This is a genomic window from Sedimentitalea nanhaiensis DSM 24252, from assembly GCF_000473225.1.
GTDB classification, from domain to species: domain Bacteria; phylum Pseudomonadota; class Alphaproteobacteria; order Rhodobacterales; family Rhodobacteraceae; genus Sedimentitalea; species Sedimentitalea nanhaiensis.
This window is the reverse complement of the sequence record NZ_KI421509.1, coordinates 3,931,483-3,954,984: the sequence shown is the minus strand read 5'-3', so window position 1 is coordinate 3,954,984 and position 23,502 is coordinate 3,931,483. Positions and strand designations below refer to the sequence as shown.

The window sequence follows — 23,502 nt, the reverse complement described above, 5'->3', positions numbered from 1 at the left end:
ATGCAGACATTTGATCTTGAAGCGCGCGGCCTGCGCGACCTGAACTCCACCCTTCAGGCCCAGAAAGACGCCACCAACCAGACGGCCTGGGAAATCGTCAATGCCCGCGGCAGCCATGCCATTGCGGTGGGGCTGGACGCCCCCATCGAAGTGACGGTAAAGGGCTCGACCGGCTATTACTGCGGCGGCATGAACAAGCAGGCAACCATCCATATCGACGGGTCTGCAGGCCCTGGCGTGGCTGAGAACATGATGTCGGGCACCGTCATCGTCGAGGGCGACGCCAGCCAGTATGCGGGTGCCACAGGTCATGGCGGTCTGTTGGTCATCAAGGGCAATGCCAGCTCGCGCTGCGGCATCTCGATGAAAGGCCTCGACATCGTGGTGCATGGCAACATTGGCCATATGTCGGCCTTTATGGCGCAATCGGGTAACCTGGTGGTCTGCGGCGATGCGGGTGACGCACTGGGCGACAGCTTGTACGAGGCGCGCCTGTTCGTGCGCGGCGCGGTCAAAAGCCTGGGAGCCGATTGCGAGGAAAAGGAGATGCGCCCCGAGCATCTGGAGATCCTGCGCGACTTGCTTGAGCGGGCGGGCTGCGATGCCAAGCCCGAAGAATTCCGACGCTACGGTTCGGCCCGCAAGCTTTACAATTTCGACGTCGACAACGCAGCTGCGTACTGAGGAGATGGCAATGAAAGACGAACAACAACGTTTCGTGTCACAAACGGTGCCGATCCAGTCGGCGACATTCAGCAATCCGATCAACGCCGAGATCCGCCGTGCGGCGGCAACAGGCATCTATGACATTCGCGGTGGCGGCGCCAAGCGCAAGGTGCCCCATTTCGACGACTTGCTGTTTCTGGGCGCATCGATTTCGCGCTATCCGCTGGAAGGCTATCGCGAGAAATGCGACACCCGCGTGACGCTGGGCACGCGCTTTGCCAAGAAGCCGATCGAACTGGACATTCCGGTGACGATTGCAGGCATGAGCTTTGGTTCTCTGTCAGGTCCGGCAAAAGAGGCCCTGGGCCGTGGCGCTTCGGCGGCGGGCACCTCGACCACAACCGGTGACGGCGGGATGACCGAAGAAGAACGCGGCCATTCGACCAAGCTGGTCTATCAGTATCTGCCGTCACGCTATGGCATGAATCCGGACGATTTGCGCCGTGCCGATGCCATCGAAGTGGTTGTTGGGCAAGGTGCAAAACCAGGTGGTGGCGGCATGCTGCTCGGGCAAAAGATCTCTGATCGCGTTGCCGAGATGCGCAACCTCCCCAAAGGCATCGACCAACGGTCGGCATGCCGTCACCCCGACTGGACCGGGCCGGACGATCTGGAAATCAAGATCCTTGAACTGCGCGAAATTACCGGCTGGGAAAAACCGATCTATGTCAAGATCGGTGGTACGCGGCCTTATTTCGATACTACGCTGGCGATCAAGGCCGGGGCCGACGTTGTCGTTCTGGACGGCATGCAGGGCGGCACTGCGGCTACGCAGGACGTGTTCATCGAGCATGTTGGAATGCCCATCCTCGCCTGCATCCGCCCCGCTGTTCAGGCCCTGCAGGATCAGGGTTTGCACCGCGAAGTACAACTGGTCGTTTCCGGCGGCATCCGCACCGGGGCCGATGTGGCCAAGGCGCTGGCATTGGGGGCTGACGCGGTTGCGATCGGGACCGGTGCCCTGATTGCACTGGGTGACAATGCCCCCAAATGGGAAGAGGAATACCGCAAGCTGGGCACCACATCAGGGGCTTATGACGATTGGCACGAAGGTCAGGACCCGGCTGGGATTACCACCCAGAACCCCGAGCTGATGGCCCGGTTCGATCCGATCGAAGGCGGACGACACCTGAAGAACTATCTCAAGGTGCTGACGCTCGAGGCACAGACCATCGCACGCGCCTGCGGCCACAACCATCTGCACAACCTCGAACCCGAGGATCTGTGCGCCCTCACAATGGAGGCCGCCGCTATGGCGCGCGTGCCTCTGGCAGGCACAGAATGGTACCCCGGAAAACCCGGGTTCTGATGTATTGCAGCGCGGCGCCCGGCGGGCGTCGCGCTGTTTCGCGAGATGGCTTCCCAAAACAGAAAGCCAATGCGACCCCATATGACAGAGAGGAAAATTAATAATGCCCAAGGACCAGAAGGCCCCTGACGCCCAGACCAGTCTTGCGGATTTCGCCGCCGAGCGCGGCGTCAAATATTTCATGATATCCTTTACCGACCTGTTCGGCGGCCAGCGGGCCAAGCTTGTGCCGACACAGGCGATTGCCGACATGCAAGAGGACGGCGCTGGATTTGCCGGGTTCGCCACCTATCTCGATCTGACCCCGGCGCATCCGGATATGCTGGCGGTGCCGGACCCTTCGTCGGTCATTCAACTGCCCTGGAACCGCGAAGTGGCCTGGGTCGCGGCAAACTGCGTAATGGAAGGCCAGGATGTTGCCCAGGCGCCGCGCAACGTTCTGCGCCGCCTGATCGCCGAAGCCGCTGACGAAGGCATGCATGTCAAAACCGGCATCGAGGCCGAATTCTTCCTGCTTACCCCCGATGGAAAAGAGCTTTCGGACCCCTATGATACCGCCGAAAAGCCCTGTTACGATCAACAGGCGGTGATGCGCCGGTATGATGTGGTCAAGGAAATATGCGATTACATGCTCGAACTGGGTTGGGGTCCATACCAAAACGACCACGAGGATGCCAACGGCCAGTTCGAAATGAACTGGGATTTCGACGACGTTCTGGTGACTGCGGACAAACATTCGTTCTTCAAGTTCATGACCAAGTCGGTCGCCGAAAAGCACGGCTATCGTGCCACATTCATGCCCAAGCCGATCGAGGGCATGACGGGAAACGGATGCCACGCGCATATCTCGGTCTGGGACGCGCCCGGCGAGAAATCCAAAAAGAACGTTTTTGCCACCGACAAGAAGGGCGACGGCCCGACGGGCGAACTGGGTCTGTCCGAACAGGGTAAGTATTTCCTGGGCGGGATCATGAAACACGCCAGTGCGCTGGCAGCGATCACCAACCCGACGGTGAACAGTTACAAACGCATTAACGCGCCGCGCACGATCTCGGGCGCAACCTGGGCACCCAACACGGTGACCTGGACCGGTAACAACCGCACCCACATGGTGCGCGTGCCTGGCCCCGGTCGGTTCGAGCTGCGCCTGCCCGATGGTGCGGTGAACCCTTATCTATTGCAGTCCATCATCATCGCCGCGGGATTGGACGGCGTGCGCAGCCAGGCGGATCCGGGCAAACGTTGGGACATTGACATGTACGCTGAAGGTCACAAGGTTCGGGGCGCGCCGAAACTGCCGCTGAACCTGCTCGATGCGCTGCGGGAATACGACAAGGACAAGTCTCTCAAGGTCGCGATGGGTGAGGAGTTCTCTGCCGCCTACCTGAAGATGAAGCATCAGGAATGGAACGAGTTTTGCACCCATTTCTCGGAATGGGAAAAAGAGCGCACGCTGGATATCTGAACCAGCTTGATCAGACCGCTTCGACTTAAACCTGAATCATCTATCGCTGCCCGAAATCCGGGATTTCCAAGCGATAGATGAGAGCCGAAGTCCTGAGCCAAAGACGAAACTCTATCATTGAACAGGCCGCAGCAAGTGCTGCGGCCTGTTTGTTTCCGGGGTCAGCGATGCGCGTGCAGGCGCGGATATCTCTGAGGTCGGCCCGCCCGGTTTGGGCGGGCGTTCTGGAGTTGTGTCTGGGTGGCGCTCAGAGGTCGGGGTAGATCGGGAACCTGGCGCAGAGTGCGGTGACCTCGGCCTTGACGCGGGCTTCGGTCGCGGCGTTGCCGTCCTCGCCGTCGGCCGCGAGCCCGTCCACCACCTCGATGATCCAGTCCGCGATCTGGCGGAACTCGGCCTCGCCGAAACCGCGCGTGGTGCCCGCCGGGCTGCCCAGGCGGATGCCGCTGGTCACGGTCGGTTTCTCCGGATCAAACGGCACCCCGTTCTTGTTGCAGGTGATATGCGCCCGCCCCAGGGCCCGCTCGGTGGCATTGCCCTTGACCCCCTTGGGGCGCAGGTCGACCAGCACCACATGGGTGTCGGTGCCGTGGGTCACAGTGTCCAGACCGCCCTTGATCAACTGCTCGCTCAACGCCTGGGCATTGGTGATAACCTGTTGAATATACGTCTTGAACTCGGGCCGAAGCGCTTCTCCAAAGGCCACCGCCTTGGCCGCGATCACATGCATCAGCGGGCCGCCCTGGATGCCGGGAAAAATCGCCGAATTCACCTTTTTTGCGATTTGTTCATCATTGGTGAGGATCATGCCCCCACGAGGGCCGCGCAATGTCTTGTGTGTGGTCGTCGTGGCCACATGCGCGTGCGGGAACGGGCTGGGATGTTCGCCCGCCGCCACCAGACCGGCAAAATGCGCCATATCCACATGGAGGTACGCCCCGACCATATCCGCAATCGCCCGCATCCGGGCAAAATCGATCTGCCGCGGGATCGCACTGCCGCCGGCGATGATCAGCTTTGGCTGATGTTCGCGGGCCAGCGCCTCGACCTGGTCGTAATCCAGCATGTTGTCCTGCTGGCGCACGCCGTATTGCACGGCGTTGAACCATTTGCCCGACTGGTTGGGGGCCGCGCCGTGGGTCAGATGGCCGCCGGCATCGAGGCTCATGCCCAGGATGGTGTCGCCGGGCTGGATCAGCGCCTGCATCACGCCCTGGTTGGCCTGGCTGCCCGAGTTCGGCTGAACATTGGCAAAGTCGCAGCCAAACAACTGCCTGGCCCGCGCGATGGCCAGGTTTTCGGCGACATCGACGAATTCGCAGCCGCCATAATACCGCCGCCCGGGATAGCCCTCGGCGTATTTGTTGGTCATCACGCTGCCCTGCGCCGCCATCACCGCCGCGCTGACGATGTTCTCGGACGCGATCAGCTCGATCTCATCGCGCTGCCGGCCCAGCTCCGAACGGATCGACCCAAATATCTCGGGATCGCGCGACGAAAGCGGCTCGGTGAAAAATGTGTTGATCTTTTGCTGAACGTTCATGTGGGTTCTCCTCGCAAATTTGTCAGCCGGTCCATCCAAGCCCGGCGGCGATGCAATTCATCGACTGCATCAAAGGTACGGCTCCGGTTTGTTTCGGTGTGCTGCGCATGTCGCGCAAAAGCCCGATTTGCAGGGCGTGGATATGGTTCAAATCCGCGCGGACGAGCCCGAACCGCTTTGCCATGTTAGGGAACCGCGCCCCAATTTCGGCGCCATCGTTGAGAAACCGTATTGCTGAAACCGTCTGATCGAATTCATGACGGATCATGCCGAGTATGTGCTCGCGGACGATTTCGTCGTGGACCAGCGCGGCGTATCCGGTGGCCACTTCCATATCGGCCTGAAACAGGGATTTTTCGACCTCGTCCACAATCAGGCGAAACAAGCGGGACTTCTGAAACATTGTTTTCAGCAGCGCGTCGCCCTCGGCATTTCGAAACCGTCGGAAAGACGACATCGCTGCGCCAAACCCGTACCATCCCGTAATCAGATGCCGGTTTTGGGACCATGCAAAGACCCATGGGATGGCGCGCAGATCGTCCAGGCTGGCGGCTCCGAAGCGGCGCGCCGGGCGGGACCCCATCTTGAGCATGGCCAGCTCCTCGACCGGGCTGGACTGTTGAAAATAGTCGATGAAACCAGGCTGGTGCAGCAAGGTGCTGTAGGCGGTCTGGGACATGCCCGACAACGCTTCGAGCGCATCGTTGAACTCGGGACGCGTCTGTTCCGGCGCGCTATCCAGCGATCGCGCAAGCACCGAAGCGGCCAGCAGTTCCAACTGATTTTGCGCAGTACCACGATTGGCAAATTTTGACGACACGACTTCGCCTTGTTCGGTGGTGCGCAATTGACCGTTGATTGTGCCTTTGGGTTGGGCCGCGATCGCCCGCTCCGTGGGTGCCCCGCCCCGACTGACCGAGCCCCCCCTCCCGTGGAAAAATACTGGCGTCATGTCATGGGCCGCCAGAGAGCGCGTCACGCTGCGCTGCGCCTTTTCCAGTTCCCAGGATGAACACAGGAATCCGCCGTCCTTGTTGCTGTCAGAGTAGCCCAGCATGATTTCCACCCTGCCGCCGGCCGCGGCCAGGCTGCGCCGCGCAAGGGGAACCCGCAAAAGGGCGCCCAGGATTTGCGGAGCGGCGCGCAGATCGTCGATGGTTTCAAACAGAGGCACCACGTGCAGGTCCAGCCGTTCGGCACCAAATCCGGCATAGCGCGCCAGAAGAAAGACGCCCAATAAATCGTCGCAGGATCGGGTCATCGACAGGATGAACGGCCCCATTGCCTGGGGGTCGGCTCCAAACCGGGCCTCATGCATCAGCGCCAACAGGTTCAACAACTCGCGTGCCTGGTCCGACAGTTTTTCGCGCGCGATCCACGGCAGATCCGACTGGGCCAGCTCGGCCCGCAGCCGGGAAGACCAATCCGTTGTGCCATACGCGGGCGCGACATCCGACAGACCCCATATCTCGCCTAGAACCTGTGTCGTAACCGAAGAATTCTGCCTTACATCCAGGGTGAAGGTGCGAAAACCGAACACTTCGGCTTGCCAACGGATCGGACGCACGTGACGTGCGGCCAATCGCCGCGCATCAATTTCGGCCAACGCGGTTTCGACCCTGCGCAGGTCAGAGATAAAATCTGCCAGGTGGTCATAGGGTTGCGCTGTGCCGTCACGGGTCGCAAGCAACCGCCTGCGGATCGCGCTGAGCGCCTGACGGAACAGCTCACCCGGATTGCGGTGCAACTGTGCTTCGTCACGCGGGGCGGCAGCGATCACCGTTTGCAGCCGGTTGCTGGCGGTCTCGGGTAGCCGCGCTATGGACGAACTGATGCTGAGTTGCCGCGCTGCGGTCTCAAGTGCGGAAAGATAGCGATCAAGAATTGTCCGCCGCCCGCGTTCCAATGCGATGCGGGTCGTGTCCATGGTCACATTCGGATTGCCGTCCCGGTCGCCGCCGATCCAGGAATGGAAATGCAGGCAGGGTTTTGAGTTGTCTTCGGTGCCAAAGCGGTCGGCAACGGCATCGTGGAAGCGCTCGAACAAGTGCGGCACCGCGTCAAACAAGCTGTCGCGGAAGAACTGCAGACCCCATTCGATCTCGTCCTCGGGCGAAGGCCGTTCCCGGCGCAATTCTCCGGTCAGCCACAGCAGGTCGATTTCGGATTCGACATCCGCCAGCAAGTCGCGCCGCTCGCGGGGTGTCCAGCGCTGCGTTTCCAGAGTCACCAGCGCGCGATAAATCCGGCGATGGATTTCCAGAACTGTCACCCGCTTGGCTTCGGTGGGATGAGCGGTCAGGGTCGGTCCCACGGACAATGTGTCGGCCGCGCGCTGAAATTCGGACAGGGAACCCGTGGTGCAGCCTTCCAGAACCTTTGCGAAGCTGCCGTCAACCGCTGCTGGTCCCGCGCGGGTTTCGGTCATGCGACGTTCACGCATGGATGAATTTTCTTCAACGATCTTAATTAGTTGAAACCATATATTCAGCGCCTGAAGATACGCGATGCGGTCGGCGTCCGGTGGCAGGTTGGGGGTATCTCCCGCCAGCAGCGGCACGATGTCCGGAGCACGGCGACGGATCACATTCTGCCATAATGTCTGCAGTTCGCCGCGCAGTCGCGCGGCATAGCTGGGGGACACCGGGCCGGACGAGCCGGGTTGAACCTGTACAGCGTGCCCCAACATCAGTTGACCCGATCGCGGGGTTCACGGCCTTGAAAAAAGTCGCAAAGATTGTCGACGACGCGAAAGCCCATCGCCTCGCGGGATTCCCGTGTGGCGCTGCCCAAATGCGGCAACATTACCAGGTTGTCACAGTTCATCAGCGCCGGGTTAATATTCGGCTCGCCGTCAAAAACGTCCAGCCCGACCCCGGCGATGGTTTCAAACCACAGGGCCTGAGACAGCGCCAGTTCGTCAATGACTTCGCCGCGCGCCGTGTTGATCAGGAAGGCGTCGGGCTTCATCAGGTTCAAGCGGCTGGCATTGATCAGGTGACGGTTCTGCGCGCCGCCGGGACAATGCAGCGAGACAAAATCGCACTGCGGCAGCAATGCGTCGATGTTGTCGACCTGGGTGGCGTTGCATTGCGCCAGGATTTCGGGCGCGACCCGGCTGCGGTTCTGCACCAGGATCTTCATGCCGAACCCGTGGTGCGCGCGCTTTGCCATCTGCTGTCCGATGCGGCCATAGCCAATGATGCCGAGGGTCTTGCCCGAGACCTTGGTCCCGACCAGATGGGTCGGTCGCCAGCCGGTCCAACGTCCTTCGCGCACTTCGCGTTCGCCCTCGCCCGCGCGGCGCGCCACCATCAGCAGCAGCGTCATCGCCAGATCGGCGGTACATTCGCTCAGCACGTCCGGTGTGTTGGTTACGGTGATACCGTGGCGGGTGACGCCGGCCATGTCGATATGGCTATAGCCGACACCGTAATTGGCCAGGATCTTGGTCTGCGGCCGTTCCAGTTCAAGCGCGAGGTTGCCGATGCGGTCCGTCACCGTGGGCAGCACCGCGTCATAATTCTGCAGCGCGGTACGAAACTCCTCTGGGGTCAAGGGCGTGTCGGAAGTGTTCAGAACCGTGTCGAAACTTTCGCTCAGACGGGCTTCGACTGCGGCGGGCCAGCGGCGGGTGACCAGAACCTTGGGCTTCACCATGACTGCGTCCTCCTATTGCATGACATTCGCGATGGTTTCACCGATCACGGCCGGGTTCTCGGCCACGGTCACTCCGGCGGCGGTAAGGATCTCCACTTTTTCGCTGGCGCTTTCGCCAAAGGCCGAGATGATCGCGCCCGCATGCCCCATCGTGCGCCCCTTTGGTGCCGTCAGTCCGGCGACATAGGCGACCACCGGCTTGCTGATGTGGTCGCGGATATAGTCGGCGGCTTCAGCTTCTTGTGGGCCGCCGATTTCACCGATCATGCAGATCAGGTGGGTGTCGTCATCGTCTTCAAAGTGCTGCAGTATGTCCCGGAACGATGAGCCGTTGATCGGGTCGCCACCAATGCCGACGCTGGTCGAAACACCGATGCCGCGTTCTTTGAGCTGCGCCGCGGCCTCGTATCCAAGCGTTCCGGACCGCCCGATGATGCCCACGTTCCCCGGCAGGTATATGTGACCGGGCATGATGCCCAACAGGGCTTTGCCGGGGCTGATGGTCCCGGCGCAGTTGGGACCGGTCAGCACCATGCGTCGCTCTTTGGGATAGCGGTACATGTACCGTTTGACCCGGATCATATCCTGTGCGGGAATGCCGTCGGTGATGCAGACGCAATATCGAATGCCCGCATCGGCTGCTTCCATGATGCTGTCGGCGGCAAAGGGAGGGGGCACAAACACGAGCGTCGCCTCGGCCCCGGTTTCGGCCACTGCGTCCTTGACCGTGTTGAACACGGGTACACCTTCGACGGTTTCGCCACCCTTGCCGGGAACAACGCCGCCCACAACGTTGGTGCCATATTCGATCATGTCCTTGGTGTGGAACCGGGCCATTTTGCCGGTAATACCCTGAACGATGACCTTGGTATCGCGATCCAGAAAAATGCTCATCAGACAGCCCTCAGGTTGGGGTTTTGGTTCACGTCGCTGCGCCATGCGGCAACGGCGCGCTCGGCGGCTTCGTTCAATGTGGTGGCACGGATCAGGGGCAACCCGGACTGCGCCAGGATCTTCTGACCCTCCTGGACGTTGGTGCCGGCCAGGCGAACAATCACCGGGACATCGACCTGTACCTCGCGCAGCGCCTGCACCACACCTTCGGCGACCCAGTCACAGCGGTTGATGCCGGCGAAGATGTTGACCAGTACCGCCTGCACGTTCTTGTCCGACATCACCAGACGGAAGGCCTTGGCGACCCGTTCGGGGGTTGCGCCACCGCCGATATCCAGAAAGTTCGCGGGTTCGCCCCCAGCAAGCTTGATTGTGTCCATCGTCGCCATGGCCAGACCGGCGCCGTTGACGATGCAGCCGATATTGCCGTCCAACCCGACATAGGACAGGCCGCGGTCGGCGGCGCGGGATTCCCGAGGGTCTTCCTGCGACTTGTCGCGCAGCTCGGAAATCTGCGGATGGCGAAACAGCGCGTTATCGTCAAAGGTCATCTTGGCGTCCAGCGCCAGAATGCGGTTGTCGCCGGTGATCACCAGTGGGTTGATCTCGACCATGGTGGCGTCCAGCTCGGTGAAGGCGCGGTAACAACCCTGCAGGGTGCGTACCATCTGCTGCACCATGCCCGGCTCGATACCCAGATCGAAGGCGATCTCGCGGCACTGGAATTCCTGTAACCCGACGGCGGGCTCAACCGTTGCGCGCACAATGCTGTCGGGGCGCTCGGCCGAAATGTCCTCGATCTCCATTCCGCCCTCGGCGGAGGCCACGATCATCACCCGCTGGCTGGTGCGGTCCAACACAAAACCCAGATAAATCTCGCGGTCGATCGGCACCGCCGCCTCGACATAGACCCGATAGATGCCCTTGCCTTCGGGTCCGGTCTGATGCGTCACCAGCTTTTGCCCGAACATGCCCTCGGTCGCGGCCTGGATTTCAGCATCGCTGTCGCAAACCTTGACGCCCCCGGCCTTGCCACGCCCACCGGCGTGAACCTGCGCCTTTACCACCCAGCGGTCGCCGCCCATTTCACGGGCCCGATAGGCCGCCTGTTCCGGGCTATAGGCCAAAGCGCCCTGGGGCACCGCGACGCCAAAATTGCTTAGGACTTCCTTGGCCTGATATTCGTGAATATCCATGGTTTTTCCTCCCTCGGATGCGGCTTATTCGGCCGCGAGCGCTGTTTTGTAATGCCGATCCAGCCGGTCGCAGATGTCCCCCAGGTCGATCTCGGCCCCCAATTCATTCATGGCGGTGGCAAACCGGGTCACGATGTCGCTGATCGCGGCAGGGGTCAGCAGGTTCAGAATGCCGATCCGGACCTGCACCGGCGCCGACAGGGTCGGCCAGATGCCAAAGCCGGCCGAACGGCAATTCTGAACCAGTTCCATCTCGCGGCCCGCCAGGCTGTCGGGCAGGTTCAGCACCACAAGCGACGTCATGTTGGATGTGACCTTACAGCCCATCGCGGTGACCGCGTCGCGCAGCGCCGCCTCGTGAAAGGCATAATCCTTGGCCCGCTGGGCAACGGTGTGTTGCAGGGTGATCCGCAAAGCTTCGTGGAATGCGGCCACGGCATATGCCGAATGCGTGCGGTGATAAGTACCTTTGTCCACGTCCTGACCATCGACGATGCCCCAATGGCGTGCTTCCAGAATCGGATTGTGCACAAAGGTACGGCAGCCTGTCTGACGCAGGGTTTCGATATATCGGTCGGTAAAGGAAACCGGCGCATAGGTCAGTGGCAGGCAACAGATGCCCTTTTGCGGACAGGATGCCCAGCCTTGAACGCCGGGGAAGTCGTCGATCCTGAAGTCTTCGACACCCAGCGACGACACCGCATCCACAAGGCCCATGACATCATGTCTCTGGCACGCATCGGAAAAGCCGCGGATATCGTTGACCCGACCGGACCCGGTTTCCCAATGCGCCATCGCGGCCCATTTCGGTTTGTGTACCGCCAGCGCCGCCTCGACGATCTCGCCGCTAACGGATTCGCCATGCGGCACATCGACGATGATGACCGAGGCGGCTTTGGGGTCAAGCGGGTCGGCGGCCAGTTCCTCGGCAGTCGCGGCCTTCATCCGGACGGTCAGACCGTCGATACCCGAAAACGTTCCGTTGACGAACATCACCACCTTGTCGCCAGGCATGACCGCGCTGAACATCACGTCCAGACCGCTCCAGCCAGTGCCGGCAACGCCGAAGGTGTGGACGTTGCTGGTTCCCATGATGTCGCGCAGCATGTACTTGCACTCGACCATCCCGCGCAGAACGTCCGGCTGCATATGGTCGGCAACCCCGGCGCTGGCAAAGCGCTGCAGAACCCTTGGGTCGGTGTTGCCAGGCCCAGGGCCTGCCGCGATTGTCTCGGGAATTTCAAGCTGCGGGAAGATCGTTGAGTTCGTCATTTGCTGATTTTCCTCCGGGTCAACAACTGTCTATCCTCAGGAAACTTCTTCTCGACTATTTCTGCAACGTAAGTTACTCCTGCTTTTGGGTATCTAATTGGATAGGAAATTTACTACCCATATGGGTAAGTATGCCATTGCATTCCAAAAAACACCCTACACTTACGGGTAGTAAATTAAAATAAAGGGCGATAATGCAACATGTTAGCAAATCCACGCCGAAAATCTCGGTTATGCTGGCGGACAGCAATCCGCTGGTTCTGTCGGCTATGTCCGAATTTTTCGAACGCGATCCCCGATTCTCTCTGGTGGCAACAACCGGCACCGCCGAAGGCTTTCTGGGCACGGTCGTGCGGGCACCGGTGCAGATCGGTGTGATCGACTGGAACCTGCCGATTCTGGGGGGCGCCCGGCTGATCGAGGTGTTGCGCGAACAGGAAAACCCGCCGCGTGTCGTGGTCTATGCCGACCAGGGCAGCGACGTGCCCCGCTCCGCAATGGGCGCCGGCGCTGCCGGTTTTGTACCTCGCAGCGGGCCGGTGCAAAGCCTGCTCGACACCTGCGCCGAAGTCGCGGCTGGCAAGATGGTTTTTCCGTTTCTGGACGTGCGCGAATTGCAAAAAGATCCAATCCATTCTCTGTCCCGGCGCGAGCGGGTGATGCTGGAAGCCCTGTCCAAGGGGCTGACCAATATCGAGCTGTCCAAAGAGCTCGGGATCTCGACCAACACGGTGAAATTTCACCTCTCGAACCTCTATGAAAAACTCTCGGTTCGAAACCGCGCTCAGGCCATCGCATTCTACTATTCCAGCCGTCTGCCCGAGGAACGCGCGCGCCGGAATGATGCTGGGCCTTCTGGAGGGCCTGGACCAAAGTGAAAAAGAATTTCTTGACAGGAATAAATTTTTGTCCCTTGCATTGGCGTCATCGACCGGACCCCATCAAAGGAGCGTAGTCCCATGAGTTTTTTCCCCATCGAACAGGCCCCGGCCAGACTGAATCGCAGTGAACTGGCCGTGCCTGGAAGCCAGCCGCAAATGTTTGAAAAGGCTGCAGAGTCTGACGTCGATGTGATCTTTCTGGATCTCGAGGACGCGGTCGCCCCAGACGAAAAGGAACAGGCGCGCAAGAACATCGTGAAAGCCCTGAACGAGATCGATTGGGGCACCAAATCGATGTCGATTCGAATCAACGGGCTGGACACTCATTACATGTACCGGGACGTTGTGGACATCGTGGAACAGGCCGGAGAGCGTCTGGATCTGATCATGATTCCCAAGGTTGGCACCGCAGCGGATGTCTATGCTGTAGACATGATGGTGACCCAGATCGAGGATGCGAAAGGCTATAAGAAACGTATCGGATTCGAGCACATCATCGAGACGGCCTTGGGTATGCAAAATGTGCATGAGATCGCTGCCGCCTCCAAGCGGAACGAGAGCCTGCATTTCGGGGTTGCGGACTATGCCGCCAGTACCCGCGCGCGCACAACGGTTATCGGCGGCGTGAACGAGAACTACGCAGTGCTGACCGACCCCGACAGCGCCGGCAATCGCGCCGTGCATTGGGGCGACATGTGGCACTATGCGATATCGCGCATGGTGGTTGCAGCGCGGGCCAACGGCTTGCGCCCGATCGACGGTCCGTTCGGCGATTTCAGCGATCCCGAGGGCTATCGGGCCGCAGCCTACCGCGCTGCCGTGATCGGCTGCGAAGGCAAATGGGCGATCCATCCCAGCCAAATCGCGCTGGCCAACGAAGTCATGAGCCCCTCGGACGAGGAAGTCACCCGTGCGCGCAGGATTCTCGAAGCGATGGCCGAGGCCGAGGCCGCCGGCAAGGGCGCGGTATCTTTGGACGGACGGCTGATCGACTATGCATCGATCCGGCAGGCCGAAGTATTGGTGGACAAGGCCAGGCAAATCGCCAATGGCTAAGGCATGAGTATTGCAGAAATGCGCAGCCTGGCCCGGTCAATGTTCGACCGGGCCATTTCAGCCGCCGACCCGTCGCTGGCGGTACGTCGCCATCTGATGACCCATCCGTTTCCGCACGCGGATGGACGATGGATTGCCATTGCCATTGGTAAGGCTGCGCCGGCAATGCTGACGGAGGCGCTGCAACATTTATCGGGGCCGGTTTCGGCCCTGGGCGTGACCCACCACGAGAATGTCCAGGCCATCGAGGGTGCCGAAATCATGACTGCGGGACATCCTGTGCCGGATCGTGCCGGACAGGCCGCGGCAGAGCGGATCATCGAACTTTTGTCACAGGCCGGTCCAGACGACCGGGTTCTGGCACTGATTTCAGGGGGGGGATCGGCACTGGTCCCGGCCCCTGCACCGGGACTCAGCCTGCAGGACAAGCAGATCACCAGCCGCGTGTTGCTGGAAAGTGGTTTGGATATCAATCAGATGAACCTTGTCCGCCAACATCTGTCACGGCTCAAGGGCGGTGGTTTCCTGCGCCATGCGGCCCCTGCCCCGGTCACTGCGTTGATCCTGTCGGATGTCATTGGCGACGATCTGCGCGCCATCGCCAGCGGGCCGACCGTTTCGCCGCTGGGCAGCCGGGCTGAGGCTCTGGGCTTGTTGAAAGACGCGGGTATTTTCGAACGCTTGCCACAACCGGTGCAGGCCCATTTGCAGCAACAGCAGGACGACACCCCCCTGCCCGAAGCCCAGAACCATCTTGTTGGCAGCAACGGCATATCGCTGGACGCCATGCACGATGGCGTGCGCGGTTTCACCCCCCGGATCGTGTCGCGCAGCCTGACCGGAGACGTGGCGGACGCCGCGGGGACAATCCTTGAGGCCGCGCGTCAAGTGACCGAGGCGACCGCCCTGATTTTTGGTGGTGAGACCACCGTGCGGATCCGGGGTACCGGGCGTGGCGGGCGCAATCAGGAGCTTGCTTTGCGGATTGCCCTGGCAGGCCCGGATCGGCTGGACAGCGACTGGGTATTTCTCAGCGGAGGAACCGATGGGCGTGACGGGCCAACAGACGCGGCAGGCGGGTTGGTGGATGCCGGCACGATGGATCGGATGGTCGCGGCGGGGGTGGACGCCAAGGCGCTGTTGGAAAACAACGACAGCTATGCGGCGCTGAATGCTGTTGACGATCTGGTGATCACCGGTGCAACGGGCACCAATGTGGCCGATGTTCAGGTGATGCTCGTTCGACCTCAATCGGTATGAACGGAAATGTCGGCTGGCAGGCCCCAGGCCGCCAGATCGTTGACCAGCATCATACAAATCCGGCGCAGGATCGCCCGCATCTTGTCAATCTCAGGCCCGCCCAGCCCATTCTTTGCCAACGCGTGATCCATGCAGGTCAGCCAATCTTCGGCATCCTGTTGAGAAATCGGAATATGGGCATGCATCAGCCGCAGGTTCATGTGGCCGTGTTTTTCCTCATAATACCGCCGCCCGCCCAGAAACCCGGACATGAAATTGAACTGTTCAACACGTACATGGTCAAGGCCGTGACCCCGAAGGTGCAATTTGCGCAGGGTTTCGCCCTCGGGCAGGGTTTCGATAAAATCATAGAAATCCTCGACCAACGCGCGCAAACCAGTTTCGCCCCCGATGTGGTCGATCATGCGTTCGCTCATACCTGGCGTCTCCTTTCCAGTATCTTCGGACCCGGCCCGGTGCCGGTCGTTGTTTCAGATCAATCCCAGTGGGTCTTTGCTTGTCCGCGATTTTTTCGCGCCGGCATACCGTCACGCGCGCGTTTTTCCTGGGGAAAATCCATCATGGACGACGTGTTGCGATGTCTCTGATGTTCGGTCTTATTGCAGCCCTGGCCTGGGGCATTCATGACCTTCTGGTGCGTCATGTCAGTCAGCGCAGCCACTTGCTGACCGCACTTCTGGTCGTGTTGGCCAGCGGTGCGTTGGTGGTCGCGCCGGTCGCGGCGGCCTATGGCGATTGGTCGGCGATAACACCGCGTTCCTATGGCCTCAGCATTGCGACCGGGGCCTGCTTTGGTCTGGCCAGCCTGGGGCTGTACGGTGCATTCGCCATTGGTCCGGTGCGTCTGGTGGCACCGATCGTTGGCGCCTTTCCGGTCCTGTCGGTTGGATGGGCTTCGGTCAACGGAATTCCGGTGACGGTGCCTGAATTTGTGGCCGTGCTCGCAATCGTGGCCGGTGTGGCCCTGGTGGCCATTCTGTCGAACGATACCCGGAACCGCGGTGAGCGCGCTCATGCTATCACCCTGGCGCTTCTGGCCGCTCTGGGGTTTGCAACCACCTTTGCCTTTGGGCAGGCAGCGTCGCGGTTGGGAGCCGACTTTCCGGTGATCCTGTGCACACGCGCGGCAGCGGTTGCCGCGATGGCCCTGTTGCTGCTCGCCACGCGCGGCGGGCAACGACCGGCGGCAGCCCTCTTCCCACCTTTGGTGTTGATGGGTGTTCTTGACACCACCGCGCTGGGTCTGGTGACCGCTGCGGGATCGCTCGACCGATCCGAGTATGCCGCTGTTGCCGCGTCGCTTTTTGGTCTGATCACGATCCTGTTGGCCCGGGTCTTTCTGCACGAGCCGATGACTCGCGGGAAATGGGGAGCGGCAGTGATGGTGTTTGTCGGCATTGGTTACCTTGGATTTTGATCAATCCACCCGGCGGCGAGCTGGCGTTTGTGCGCCGTGGCGGCGTTGCGCATCAGGATCGCGACAGTCACGGGCCCGACACCGCCTGGCACCGGTGTGATCCAACCGGCGACCTCTAACACCGCATCGGTGTCCACGTCTCCCACAATGCGGGTTTGCCCGTTGGCGTCTGTGATCTGGTTGATACCAATGTCAATGACCACGGCCCCCGGCTTGATCATCTCTGGCCCGATCAAATGCGGCTTTCCCACGGCGACGACGACAACGTCGGCCCGGCGCGAATGCATCGCCAAGGACCGCGTCATGTGATGACAGACAGTGACCGTCGCACCTTCGGCCATCAACAGGAAAGCGGCAGGTTTTCCGACGATTTCCGAATGGCCGATCATCACCACTTCCAGCCCCTTCAGGTCCAGCCCGGTCTGTTTTATCAACTCGACCGAAGCCGCTGCGGTACAGGGGGCCAGCGCCACATCCGAATAGACGATGTTGCCGATCGACGCCGGATTCATCCCTTCAACATCCTTCAACGGATGGATCGCCGATTGCAACGAACGAATGCCGATATGATCCGGAACCGGGCGTTGCATAATGATTCCAAGGATATCCGGGTCGTTGTTCATCTCCGATATACGGGCCTTGCAGTCTTCCTGCGAGATTTCCGCGTTCCAAAGTTGCTGATCGAACCGGATGCCCGCCGCATTGGCCCCGCGGGCCTGATTGCGTACATAGACTGCGACTTCGGGGGTATCACCGATGCTGATCGAGACCAGCCGCCCCACTGGGGCAGTACGTTCGGCGGCAGCCACGTAATCTTTCACTTCAGCCAGGATCCGGGCCTTGACCGGGGCACCCATGATCATGCGATGATCCACCGCCGTATCCCTCATACCGTCAGGCCAGTTGTTTCTGGGATATTGTTGTCTCTGCAGGTTGCGGTGAGGGTGTTGGCGAGGAGGCAGGCGATGGTCATGGGGCCTACGCCGCCGGGGACGGGGGTGATGGCGCCGGCCACGGCGGCGCAGCTGTCATAGTCGACGTCGCCGACCAGCCGGGTGCCGCCCCCGTCCTTTTCGATCCGGTTGATGCCCACGTCGATCACCGTGGCGCCAGGTTTGATCCAGTCGCCGGGAACCATCTGTGCGCGCCCCACGGCGGCGACCACGATGTCGGCGCGGCGCACCACGGCGGGCAGATCCCTGGTGCGGCTGTGCGCGACGGTCACCGTACAGCTGTCGCCCAGCAGCAGCTGCGCCATCGGTTTGCCCACGATATTGGAACGCCCGATCACCACCGCGTCCAGGCCCGACAGGGATCCATGGTGCGCGCGCAACATCATCAGGCAGCCCAGCGGCGTGCAGGGCACCATCGATTTCTGCCCCGTTCCCAACAGCCCCACATTGCTGATGTGGAACCCGTCCACATCCTTTTGGGGCGCGATGGAATTGATCACCAGGTCTTCGTTCAGATGATCCGGCAAAGGCAATTGAACAAGGATACCATTGACTTGCGGGTCATTGTTCAACTTATCGATCAACGCCAGAAGATCTGCCTCGGAGGTGTCGGCCGCAAGCTTGTGCTCAAAGCTGTTCATCCCGACCTCGACTGTCATCTTGCCCTTTGAGCGCACATAGACCTCGCTGGCCGGGTCCGCGCCCACCAGCACCACCGCCAGCCCCGGGATGAGACCGTGATCCGCCTTCAACCGCGCCACCTGCTCGGCCACCTGGCCCCGCACCTTGGCCGCAAAGGCCTTGCCGTCGATGATCGTCGCTGTCATGTCCTGTTCCTCTTTCGCTTTGCCGCAGGGCGGGTTACCGCGCCCGGGATCTGTCAATTCTCGGGGATGGTCCGCGCCTCACGGACGATCGACCACTCTACCAGCACCTGCCACAGCGCCTCGGCCAGCGCCGGATCCAATCCCGCCTGCCCGGCCGCGGCGCGCGCGTTCGCGATCACCTGCTCGACCCGCTCCGGGATCCGCGCCGGCCAGCCATTGGCCGCCTTCAGCTCGGCTGCCCGGTCGATATAGCCCGCACGCTGCGCCAGCAGTTGCACCAGGTCTGCGTCCAGCCGGTCGATCTGCGCCCGCACCGACCCCATATCGGCACAGTCGGCGGGGGATTGGGCGTCCGGCTGGTTCATCTCTGGCTCCTGCGGTCCGGTTGTCTGTCCGGGCCGCTTGTATCCGCATGGCGCGGGGCGTGCCAGCAGATCCCGGAGACACCGTTGCGCGGACCCACCCCTTTGTGCGCCATTTTCGCGGTGTGGGGTCCGCAGGTCTTGCAGGCAAGACCCCCTATACCCCACCCCGTTTTGACCGGCGCTCCCTAAAACAGGCCTTCGATCTGGCCGTCGGAGTTGAGGCGGATGTTTTCGGCGCTGGGGGTTCTGGGCAGGCCGGGCATGGTCATGATCTCGCCGCAGACCACCACCACAAACCCCGCCCCCGCGCTCAGGCGCACTTCGCGCACCGGCACCGAATGCCCGGTGGGTGCCCCGCGCCGGTTCGGGTCGGTGGTAAAGCTGTATTGCGTTTTGGCCATGCACACCGGCAGGTGGCCATAGCCCGCCGCCTCCCAGTCGCGCAGCTGGGTGCGGATCTTGGCATCCGCCAGCACCTCATCGGCGCGGTAGATCCGCTTGGCGATGGTTTCGATCTTGTCGAAAAGTCCCATCTCGTCCGGGTAGATCGGCGAGAAATTCGCCTGACCGGCATCGACGATCTCGACCACCTTGCGGGCCAGATCCTCGGCCCCTTCGCCGCCCAGTTCCCAGTGCCGGCTCAGCACCGCCTGCGAGCCGTGGCTGGTCACGTAATCCTTCACCGCCGCCACCTCGGCATCGGTGTCGGTGACAAAATGGTTGATCGCCACCACCACCGGTACGCCAAAGGACTTAACATTTTCGATATGCCGTCCCAGATTGGCGCAGCCGGCGCGCACCGCCGCGACATTTTCCGCCCCCAGATCCGCCTTGGCCACGCCGCCGTTCATCTTCATCGCCCGCACCGTCGCCACCACGACCACCGCCGACGGCGCGATCCCGGCCTTGCGGCACTTGATGTTCATGAACTTCTCGGCTCCCAGATCGGCGCCGAAACCCGCCTCGGTGACCACATAATCGGAAATCTTCAGCGCCGTCTTGGTCGCGATCACCGAGTTGCAGCCATGGGCGATATTGGCGAAGGGGCCGCCATGCACAAACGCCGGGTTGTTCTCCAGCGTCTGCACCAGATTGGGCTGCATCGCGTCCTTGAGCAGCACCGTCATCGCCCCGTCGGCCTTGATGTCACGCGCATAGACCGGCGTCTTGTCGCGCCGATACGCCACGATGATGTCCCCCAGCCGCTTTTCCAGATCCCCAAGGTCGTTGGCCAGGCACAGGATCGCCATCACCTCGGACGCCACGGTGATGTCGAACCCCGCCTCGCGCGGAAAGCCGTTGGACACCCCGCCCAGAGACGCCGTGATCTGGCGCAGCGCCCGGTCGTTCATGTCCACCACCCGGCGCCACACCACCCGGCGGGTGTCGATGCCCAGCTCGTTGCCCCAGTAGATGTGGTTGTCGATCATCGCGCTCAGCAGGCTGTGCGCGCTGGTGATGGCGTGAAAATCGCCGGTGAAATGCAGGTTCATGTCCTCCATCGGCACAACCTGCGCCTGACCGCCACCCGCGGCCCCGCCCTTCATGCCGAAGTTCGGACCCAGGGACGCCTCGCGGATGCAGATCATCGCCTTCTTGCCGATCCGGTTCAGACCGTCCCCCAGACCAACCGTCGTCGTCGTCTTGCCCTCGCCCGCAGGCGTCGGGTTGATCGCCGTCACCAGGATCAGCTTGCCGCTCGCATTCCCCTGAACGCTGTCGATAAAACCCTGGCTCACCTTCGCCTTGTCATGCCCGTACGGCAAAAGATCGTCACTCCCGATCCCCACCTTGCCACCAATCTCCACGATCGGTAACTTAACCGCGCCTCGCGCTATCTCTATGTCGCTCTTAAAGGGCATTGCTGGATTCCTTTGCTATTGGCTTTGGCCATTTGTCACTGAGCAGCGACGGTTGCATTTTCCGATTTTCTGACGTTGCACGCGGCGAATTTGAATTCTGGGATTTTGCCGTACGGGTCGATTGCGGGGTTTGTGAGGGTGTTGGCGGCGGCTTCGACATAGGCGAAGGGGACGAAGACCATGTCGGTGGCGATCGCGCGGTCTGCGCGGGCCATGATGTCGATGCTGCCGCGGCGGGTTTGCAGGGTGATCATGTCGCCGGGCGCGACGCCGAGCCTGCGCAGGGTGGCCGGGTGCAGCGAGGCGTTGGCTTCGGGTTCGACCGCGTCCAGCACGCTGGCGCGCCGGGTCATCGAGCCGGTGTGCCAATGTTCCAGCTGCCGCCCCGTGGTCATGATCATCGGATAGTCGTCGTCCGGGGCCTCGTCAGGTGCGATCACCTTGGCCGGGGTGAACCGGGCGCGGCCCTCGGGGCGCGGGAAACCGTCGCCGAACACCACCGCCTGACCCGGGTCTTCGGGGCTGAGGCTGGGATAGGTCACGGCCTGGGTTTCCAGCCGCTGCCAGGTGATGTTGTCCAGGCTGCGCATGTTTTGCGCCATTTCGGTATAGATCTCGCCGGGGTGGGTGAAGGTCCAGTTCAGCCCCAGGCGCCTGGCCAGTTCGACCTCGATCCACCAATCCTCGCGCGCCTGTCCCGGTGGACTGACGGCGGGGCGTACCATCTGCACCTGCCGGTTGGTGTTGGACACGGTGCCGGTCTTTTCATACAGCGTCGAGGCCGGCAGCAGCACGTCGGCGTAATTCGCCGTCTCGGTCAGAAAGATATCCTGCACCACCAGATGCTCGAGCTTGGCGAACGCCTCGCGGGCGTGGTCCACATCCGGGTCCGACATCGCCGGGTTCTCGCCCAGGATATACATCGCTTTAGTGTGCCCGGCATGGATGTCGTCGACGATCTCGGTGACGGTCAGCCCCTTTTCATTGCTGAAGTCGCCGCTGCCCCAGACATCGGTAAACGCGCGGCGGACCCCGTCGTCGGTGACACTCTGGTAGTCGGGCAGAAACATCGGGATCAGGCCGGCATCGCTCGCCCCCTGCACGTTGTTCTGGCCGCGCAGCGGATGCAATCCGGTGCCGGGGCGGCCGATATGGCCACACATCAGCGCCAGGCTGATCAGACAGCGGGAATTGTCGGTGCCATGGATATGCTGCGACACCCCCATGCCCCAGAAGATCATCGCCGATTTTGCCCCGGCAAAGGTACGGGCCACGTCGCGCAGCACCTGCGCGTCGATGCCACAGACCGGTGCCATCGCCTCGGGGGTAAAATCGGCCAGATGCGCCTTTTCCGCTTCCCAGTTCTCGGTATAGGCGTCGATATATTGCTGGTCATACAGCCCTTCGGTGACGATCACGTTCATGATCGCGTTCAGCATCGCCACATCCGCGCCGGGGCGGAATTGCAGCATGTGCGATGCAAACCGGCGCAGGCCCACCCCGCGCGGATCCATCACGATCAGCTTGCCGCCGCGCTTGGTGAACTGTTTGAAATAGGTCGCCGCAACCGGATGGTTCTCGACCGGGTTGGCCCCGATCACGATCGCCACATCGGCATTTTCGATCTCGTTGAAAGTCGCCGTCACCCCGCCCGAACCGACATTCTCGATCAGCGCAAACACCGAGCTGGCGTGGCACAGCCGGGTGCAGTGATCGACATTGTTATGCCCGAACCCCTCGCGGATCAGGCGCTGGAACAGATAGGCCTCTTCGTTGGTGCATTTGGCGCTGCCGAACCCGGCCACCGCCCGCCCGCCATGGGCCTGGGCCAGCCGGGTCATGCCACCGGCGGCAAAATCCAGCGCCTCTTCCCAGCTCGCCTCGCGGAAATGGGTCGACAGGTCGCCCGGATCCACGTTCAGACCCTTGGGCGGCGCATCCGCACGCCGGATCATCGGCCTGGTCAGCCGGTGCGGGTGGTGGATGTAATCATAGCCGAACCGGCCCTTGACGCAGAGCCGGCCTTCGTTGGCGGGGCCGTTGATGCCTTCGACATATTTGATCCGGCCGTCCTTGACCTTGAGGCTGACCTGACAGCCGACGCCGCAGAACGGGCAGACGCTGTTGACCGCCTCGTCGTAATCGGCGCTGTCGCCGACCTGGTCCGCATCGACCACGCTGGCGGGCATCAACGCGCCGGTCGGGCAGGCCTGAACGCATTCGCCGCAGGCCACACAGGTGCTTTGCCCCATCGGGTCGGCAAAATCAAACGTCGGCCAGGCATCGTGACCCCGGCCCGACATGCCGATCACGTCATTGACCTGAACTTCGCGGCAGGCGCGCACGCACAGCCCGCACTGGATGCAGGCATCCAGGTTGACCGACATCGCCACGTGGCTGTCATCCAACAGCGGAATCCGCCCCTCTTCCAGCTTGGGAAAGCGGCTGGTCTGCACCCCGTTCAGCGCCGCCATGTCCCACAGATGGCTGGATTTGTCATGCGCCACCGCCGGTTCCGGCTGATCCGCCACCAGCAGTTCCATCACCATCTTGCGGGCGTTTTTGGCCCGCGCCGTGGCGGTCTTGACCACCATGCCGGGGGCCGGTTCGCGGATACAGCTGGCGGCCAGCACCCGCTCGCCTTCGATCTCGACCATGCAGGCGCGGCAATTGCCGTCCGGGCGATAGCCGGGGGCCGGTTTGTGGCACAGGTGCGGGATCGTGAGACCGCGCCCGTTGGCGACTTCCCAGATCGTCAGGCCCGCCTCGGCGGTGACCTCTGCGCCATCCAGGGTAAAGGTGACTGTCTCGCTCAT

The 23,502-nt window shown here is 61.8% G+C and carries 19 protein-coding genes; 7 read left to right on the top strand and 12 right to left on the bottom strand.

Annotated features, from left to right (window positions below; genetic code table 11):
• From NANH_RS0121585 to glnT, 3 genes are all read left to right on the top strand, one after another.
• Positions 1-684 (top strand): GltB/FmdC/FwdC-like GXGXG domain-containing protein, encoded by a 684-nt coding sequence (locus tag NANH_RS0121585; RefSeq protein ID WP_027263913.1) that lies wholly within the window; start codon positions 1-3, stop codon positions 682-684.
• Positions 685-694: 10 nt separating this feature from the next.
• Positions 695-2,035 (top strand): FMN-binding glutamate synthase family protein, encoded by a 1,341-nt coding sequence (locus tag NANH_RS0121580; protein ID WP_027263912.1) that lies wholly within the window; start codon positions 695-697, stop codon positions 2,033-2,035.
• Positions 2,036-2,138: 103 nt separating this feature from the next.
• A complete protein-coding gene (glnT, locus tag NANH_RS0121575; RefSeq protein WP_027263911.1) occupies positions 2,139-3,500 on the top strand; it encodes a type III glutamate--ammonia ligase in 1,362 nt (453 codons plus the stop codon).
• 247 nt (positions 3,501-3,747) lie between these two features.
• Here the strand turns inward: glnT and glyA are convergent, their stop codons facing one another.
• From glyA to NANH_RS0121545, 6 genes are read right to left on the bottom strand one after another with little or no spacing between them, the layout of a single operon-like run.
• Positions 3,748-5,043 (bottom strand): serine hydroxymethyltransferase, encoded by a 1,296-nt coding sequence (gene glyA / locus NANH_RS0121570; protein WP_027263910.1) that lies wholly within the window; start codon positions 5,041-5,043, stop codon positions 3,748-3,750.
• A gap of 22 nt (positions 5,044-5,065) precedes the next feature.
• On the bottom strand, positions 5,066-7,732 hold the full coding sequence (locus NANH_RS0121565) for a phosphoenolpyruvate carboxylase (RefSeq protein WP_027263909.1): 2,667 nt from the start codon (positions 7,730-7,732) through the stop codon (positions 5,066-5,068).
• The gene (locus NANH_RS0121560; RefSeq protein ID WP_027263908.1) at positions 7,732-8,703 is read right to left on the bottom strand and encodes a 2-hydroxyacid dehydrogenase; all 972 of its coding nucleotides are present in this window, start codon (positions 8,701-8,703) and stop codon (positions 7,732-7,734) included. The genes NANH_RS0121565 and NANH_RS0121560 overlap by 1 nt, the downstream gene beginning before the upstream one ends.
• Positions 8,704-8,715: 12 nt before the next feature.
• Complete coding sequence (gene sucD / locus NANH_RS0121555; RefSeq protein ID WP_027263907.1) at positions 8,716-9,597, bottom strand: succinate--CoA ligase subunit alpha; 882 nt, start codon at positions 9,595-9,597, stop codon at positions 8,716-8,718.
• Positions 9,597-10,793 carry a malate--CoA ligase subunit beta gene (locus tag NANH_RS0121550; protein WP_027263906.1) on the bottom strand — a complete coding sequence of 399 codons (1,197 nt, stop codon included), beginning with the start codon at positions 10,791-10,793 and terminating at the stop codon, positions 9,597-9,599. The genes sucD and NANH_RS0121550 overlap by 1 nt, the downstream gene beginning before the upstream one ends.
• A 24-nt stretch (positions 10,794-10,817) precedes the next feature.
• Positions 10,818-12,065 carry an alanine--glyoxylate aminotransferase family protein gene (locus NANH_RS0121545; RefSeq protein WP_027263905.1) on the bottom strand — a complete coding sequence of 416 codons (1,248 nt, stop codon included), beginning with the start codon at positions 12,063-12,065 and terminating at the stop codon, positions 10,818-10,820.
• A 194-nt stretch (positions 12,066-12,259) separates the two neighbouring features.
• Between NANH_RS0121545 and NANH_RS0121540 the strand changes: the two genes are divergently transcribed.
• From NANH_RS0121540 to NANH_RS0121530, 3 genes are all read left to right on the top strand, one after another.
• The gene (locus NANH_RS0121540; RefSeq protein WP_027263904.1) at positions 12,260-12,943 is read left to right on the top strand and encodes a response regulator transcription factor; all 684 of its coding nucleotides are present in this window, start codon (positions 12,260-12,262) and stop codon (positions 12,941-12,943) included.
• Between the two features lie 81 nt (positions 12,944-13,024).
• Entirely contained in the window at positions 13,025-14,002 is a 978-nt protein-coding gene (locus tag NANH_RS0121535; RefSeq protein WP_027263903.1) for an HpcH/HpaI aldolase/citrate lyase family protein, read from the top strand.
• A 3-nt stretch (positions 14,003-14,005) separates the two neighbouring features.
• Positions 14,006-15,262, top strand: a complete 1,257-nt coding sequence (locus tag NANH_RS0121530) for a glycerate kinase type-2 family protein (RefSeq protein ID WP_027263902.1) — start codon at positions 14,006-14,008, stop codon at positions 15,260-15,262.
• Here the strand turns inward: NANH_RS0121530 and NANH_RS0121525 are convergent.
• Positions 15,250-15,678 (bottom strand): group II truncated hemoglobin, encoded by a 429-nt coding sequence (locus NANH_RS0121525; RefSeq protein ID WP_027263901.1) that lies wholly within the window; start codon positions 15,676-15,678, stop codon positions 15,250-15,252. The genes NANH_RS0121530 and NANH_RS0121525 overlap by 13 nt on opposite strands.
• Before the next feature lie 170 nt (positions 15,679-15,848).
• On the opposite strand from NANH_RS0121525, the gene NANH_RS0121520 reads away from it, so the two are divergent.
• Positions 15,849-16,679 (top strand): EamA family transporter, encoded by an 831-nt coding sequence (locus tag NANH_RS0121520; RefSeq protein WP_175543441.1) that lies wholly within the window; start codon positions 15,849-15,851, stop codon positions 16,677-16,679.
• Here the strand turns inward: NANH_RS0121520 and NANH_RS0121515 are convergent.
• The 5 genes from NANH_RS0121515 to fdhF form a co-directional block, all read right to left on the bottom strand.
• Entirely contained in the window at positions 16,664-17,569 is a 906-nt protein-coding gene (locus NANH_RS0121515) for a bifunctional 5,10-methylenetetrahydrofolate dehydrogenase/5,10-methenyltetrahydrofolate cyclohydrolase (protein WP_027263899.1), read from the bottom strand. The two genes, NANH_RS0121520 and NANH_RS0121515, sit on opposite strands and share 16 nt — an antisense overlap.
• Positions 17,566-18,459, bottom strand: coding sequence for a bifunctional methylenetetrahydrofolate dehydrogenase/methenyltetrahydrofolate cyclohydrolase FolD (folD, locus tag NANH_RS0121510; protein ID WP_027263898.1), 894 nt, complete (start codon positions 18,457-18,459; stop codon positions 17,566-17,568). The genes NANH_RS0121515 and folD overlap by 4 nt, the downstream gene beginning before the upstream one ends.
• A gap of 53 nt (positions 18,460-18,512) precedes the next feature.
• On the bottom strand, positions 18,513-18,824 hold the full coding sequence (locus NANH_RS0121505) for a chorismate mutase (protein WP_027263471.1): 312 nt from the start codon (positions 18,822-18,824) through the stop codon (positions 18,513-18,515).
• A gap of 185 nt (positions 18,825-19,009) precedes the next feature.
• Positions 19,010-20,686, bottom strand: coding sequence for a formate--tetrahydrofolate ligase (locus NANH_RS0121500; RefSeq protein ID WP_027261753.1), 1,677 nt, complete (start codon positions 20,684-20,686; stop codon positions 19,010-19,012).
• A gap of 35 nt (positions 20,687-20,721) precedes the next feature.
• Positions 20,722-23,502 (bottom strand): formate dehydrogenase subunit alpha, encoded by a 2,781-nt coding sequence (gene fdhF, locus NANH_RS0121495; protein ID WP_027263897.1) that lies wholly within the window; start codon positions 23,500-23,502, stop codon positions 20,722-20,724.

Bases quoted from the DNA above. Each gene is read 5' to 3' on its own strand.
- NANH_RS0121585 (WP_027263913.1), top strand. From the start codon at position 1: ATGCAGACATTTGATCTTGAAGCGCGCGGCCTGCGCGACCTGAACTCC.
- NANH_RS0121580 (WP_027263912.1), top strand. From the start codon at position 695: ATGAAAGACGAACAACAACGTTTCGTGTCACAAACGGTGCCGATCCAG.
- glnT (WP_027263911.1), top strand. From the start codon at position 2,139: ATGCCCAAGGACCAGAAGGCCCCTGACGCCCAGACCAGTCTTGCGGAT.
- glyA (WP_027263910.1), bottom strand. From the start codon at position 5,043: ATGAACGTTCAGCAAAAGATCAACACATTTTTCACCGAGCCGCTTTCG.
- NANH_RS0121565 (WP_027263909.1), bottom strand. From the start codon at position 7,732: ATGTTGGGGCACGCTGTACAGGTTCAACCCGGCTCGTCCGGCCCGGTG.
- NANH_RS0121560 (WP_027263908.1), bottom strand. From the start codon at position 8,703: ATGGTGAAGCCCAAGGTTCTGGTCACCCGCCGCTGGCCCGCCGCAGTC.
- sucD (WP_027263907.1), bottom strand. From the start codon at position 9,597: ATGAGCATTTTTCTGGATCGCGATACCAAGGTCATCGTTCAGGGTATT.
- NANH_RS0121550 (WP_027263906.1), bottom strand. From the start codon at position 10,793: ATGGATATTCACGAATATCAGGCCAAGGAAGTCCTAAGCAATTTTGGC.
- NANH_RS0121545 (WP_027263905.1), bottom strand. From the start codon at position 12,065: ATGACGAACTCAACGATCTTCCCGCAGCTTGAAATTCCCGAGACAATC.
- NANH_RS0121540 (WP_027263904.1), top strand. From the start codon at position 12,260: ATGCAACATGTTAGCAAATCCACGCCGAAAATCTCGGTTATGCTGGCG.
- NANH_RS0121535 (WP_027263903.1), top strand. From the start codon at position 13,025: ATGAGTTTTTTCCCCATCGAACAGGCCCCGGCCAGACTGAATCGCAGT.
- NANH_RS0121530 (WP_027263902.1), top strand. From the start codon at position 14,006: ATGAGTATTGCAGAAATGCGCAGCCTGGCCCGGTCAATGTTCGACCGG.
- NANH_RS0121525 (WP_027263901.1), bottom strand. From the start codon at position 15,678: ATGAGCGAACGCATGATCGACCACATCGGGGGCGAAACTGGTTTGCGC.
- NANH_RS0121520 (WP_175543441.1), top strand. From the start codon at position 15,849: ATGTTCGGTCTTATTGCAGCCCTGGCCTGGGGCATTCATGACCTTCTG.
- NANH_RS0121515 (WP_027263899.1), bottom strand. From the start codon at position 17,569: ATGAGGGATACGGCGGTGGATCATCGCATGATCATGGGTGCCCCGGTC.
- folD (WP_027263898.1), bottom strand. From the start codon at position 18,459: ATGACAGCGACGATCATCGACGGCAAGGCCTTTGCGGCCAAGGTGCGG.
- NANH_RS0121505 (WP_027263471.1), bottom strand. From the start codon at position 18,824: ATGAACCAGCCGGACGCCCAATCCCCCGCCGACTGTGCCGATATGGGG.
- NANH_RS0121500 (WP_027261753.1), bottom strand. From the start codon at position 20,686: ATGCCCTTTAAGAGCGACATAGAGATAGCGCGAGGCGCGGTTAAGTTA.
- fdhF (WP_027263897.1), bottom strand. From the start codon at position 23,502: ATGAGCGAGACAGTCACCTTTACCCTGGATGGCGCAGAGGTCACCGCC.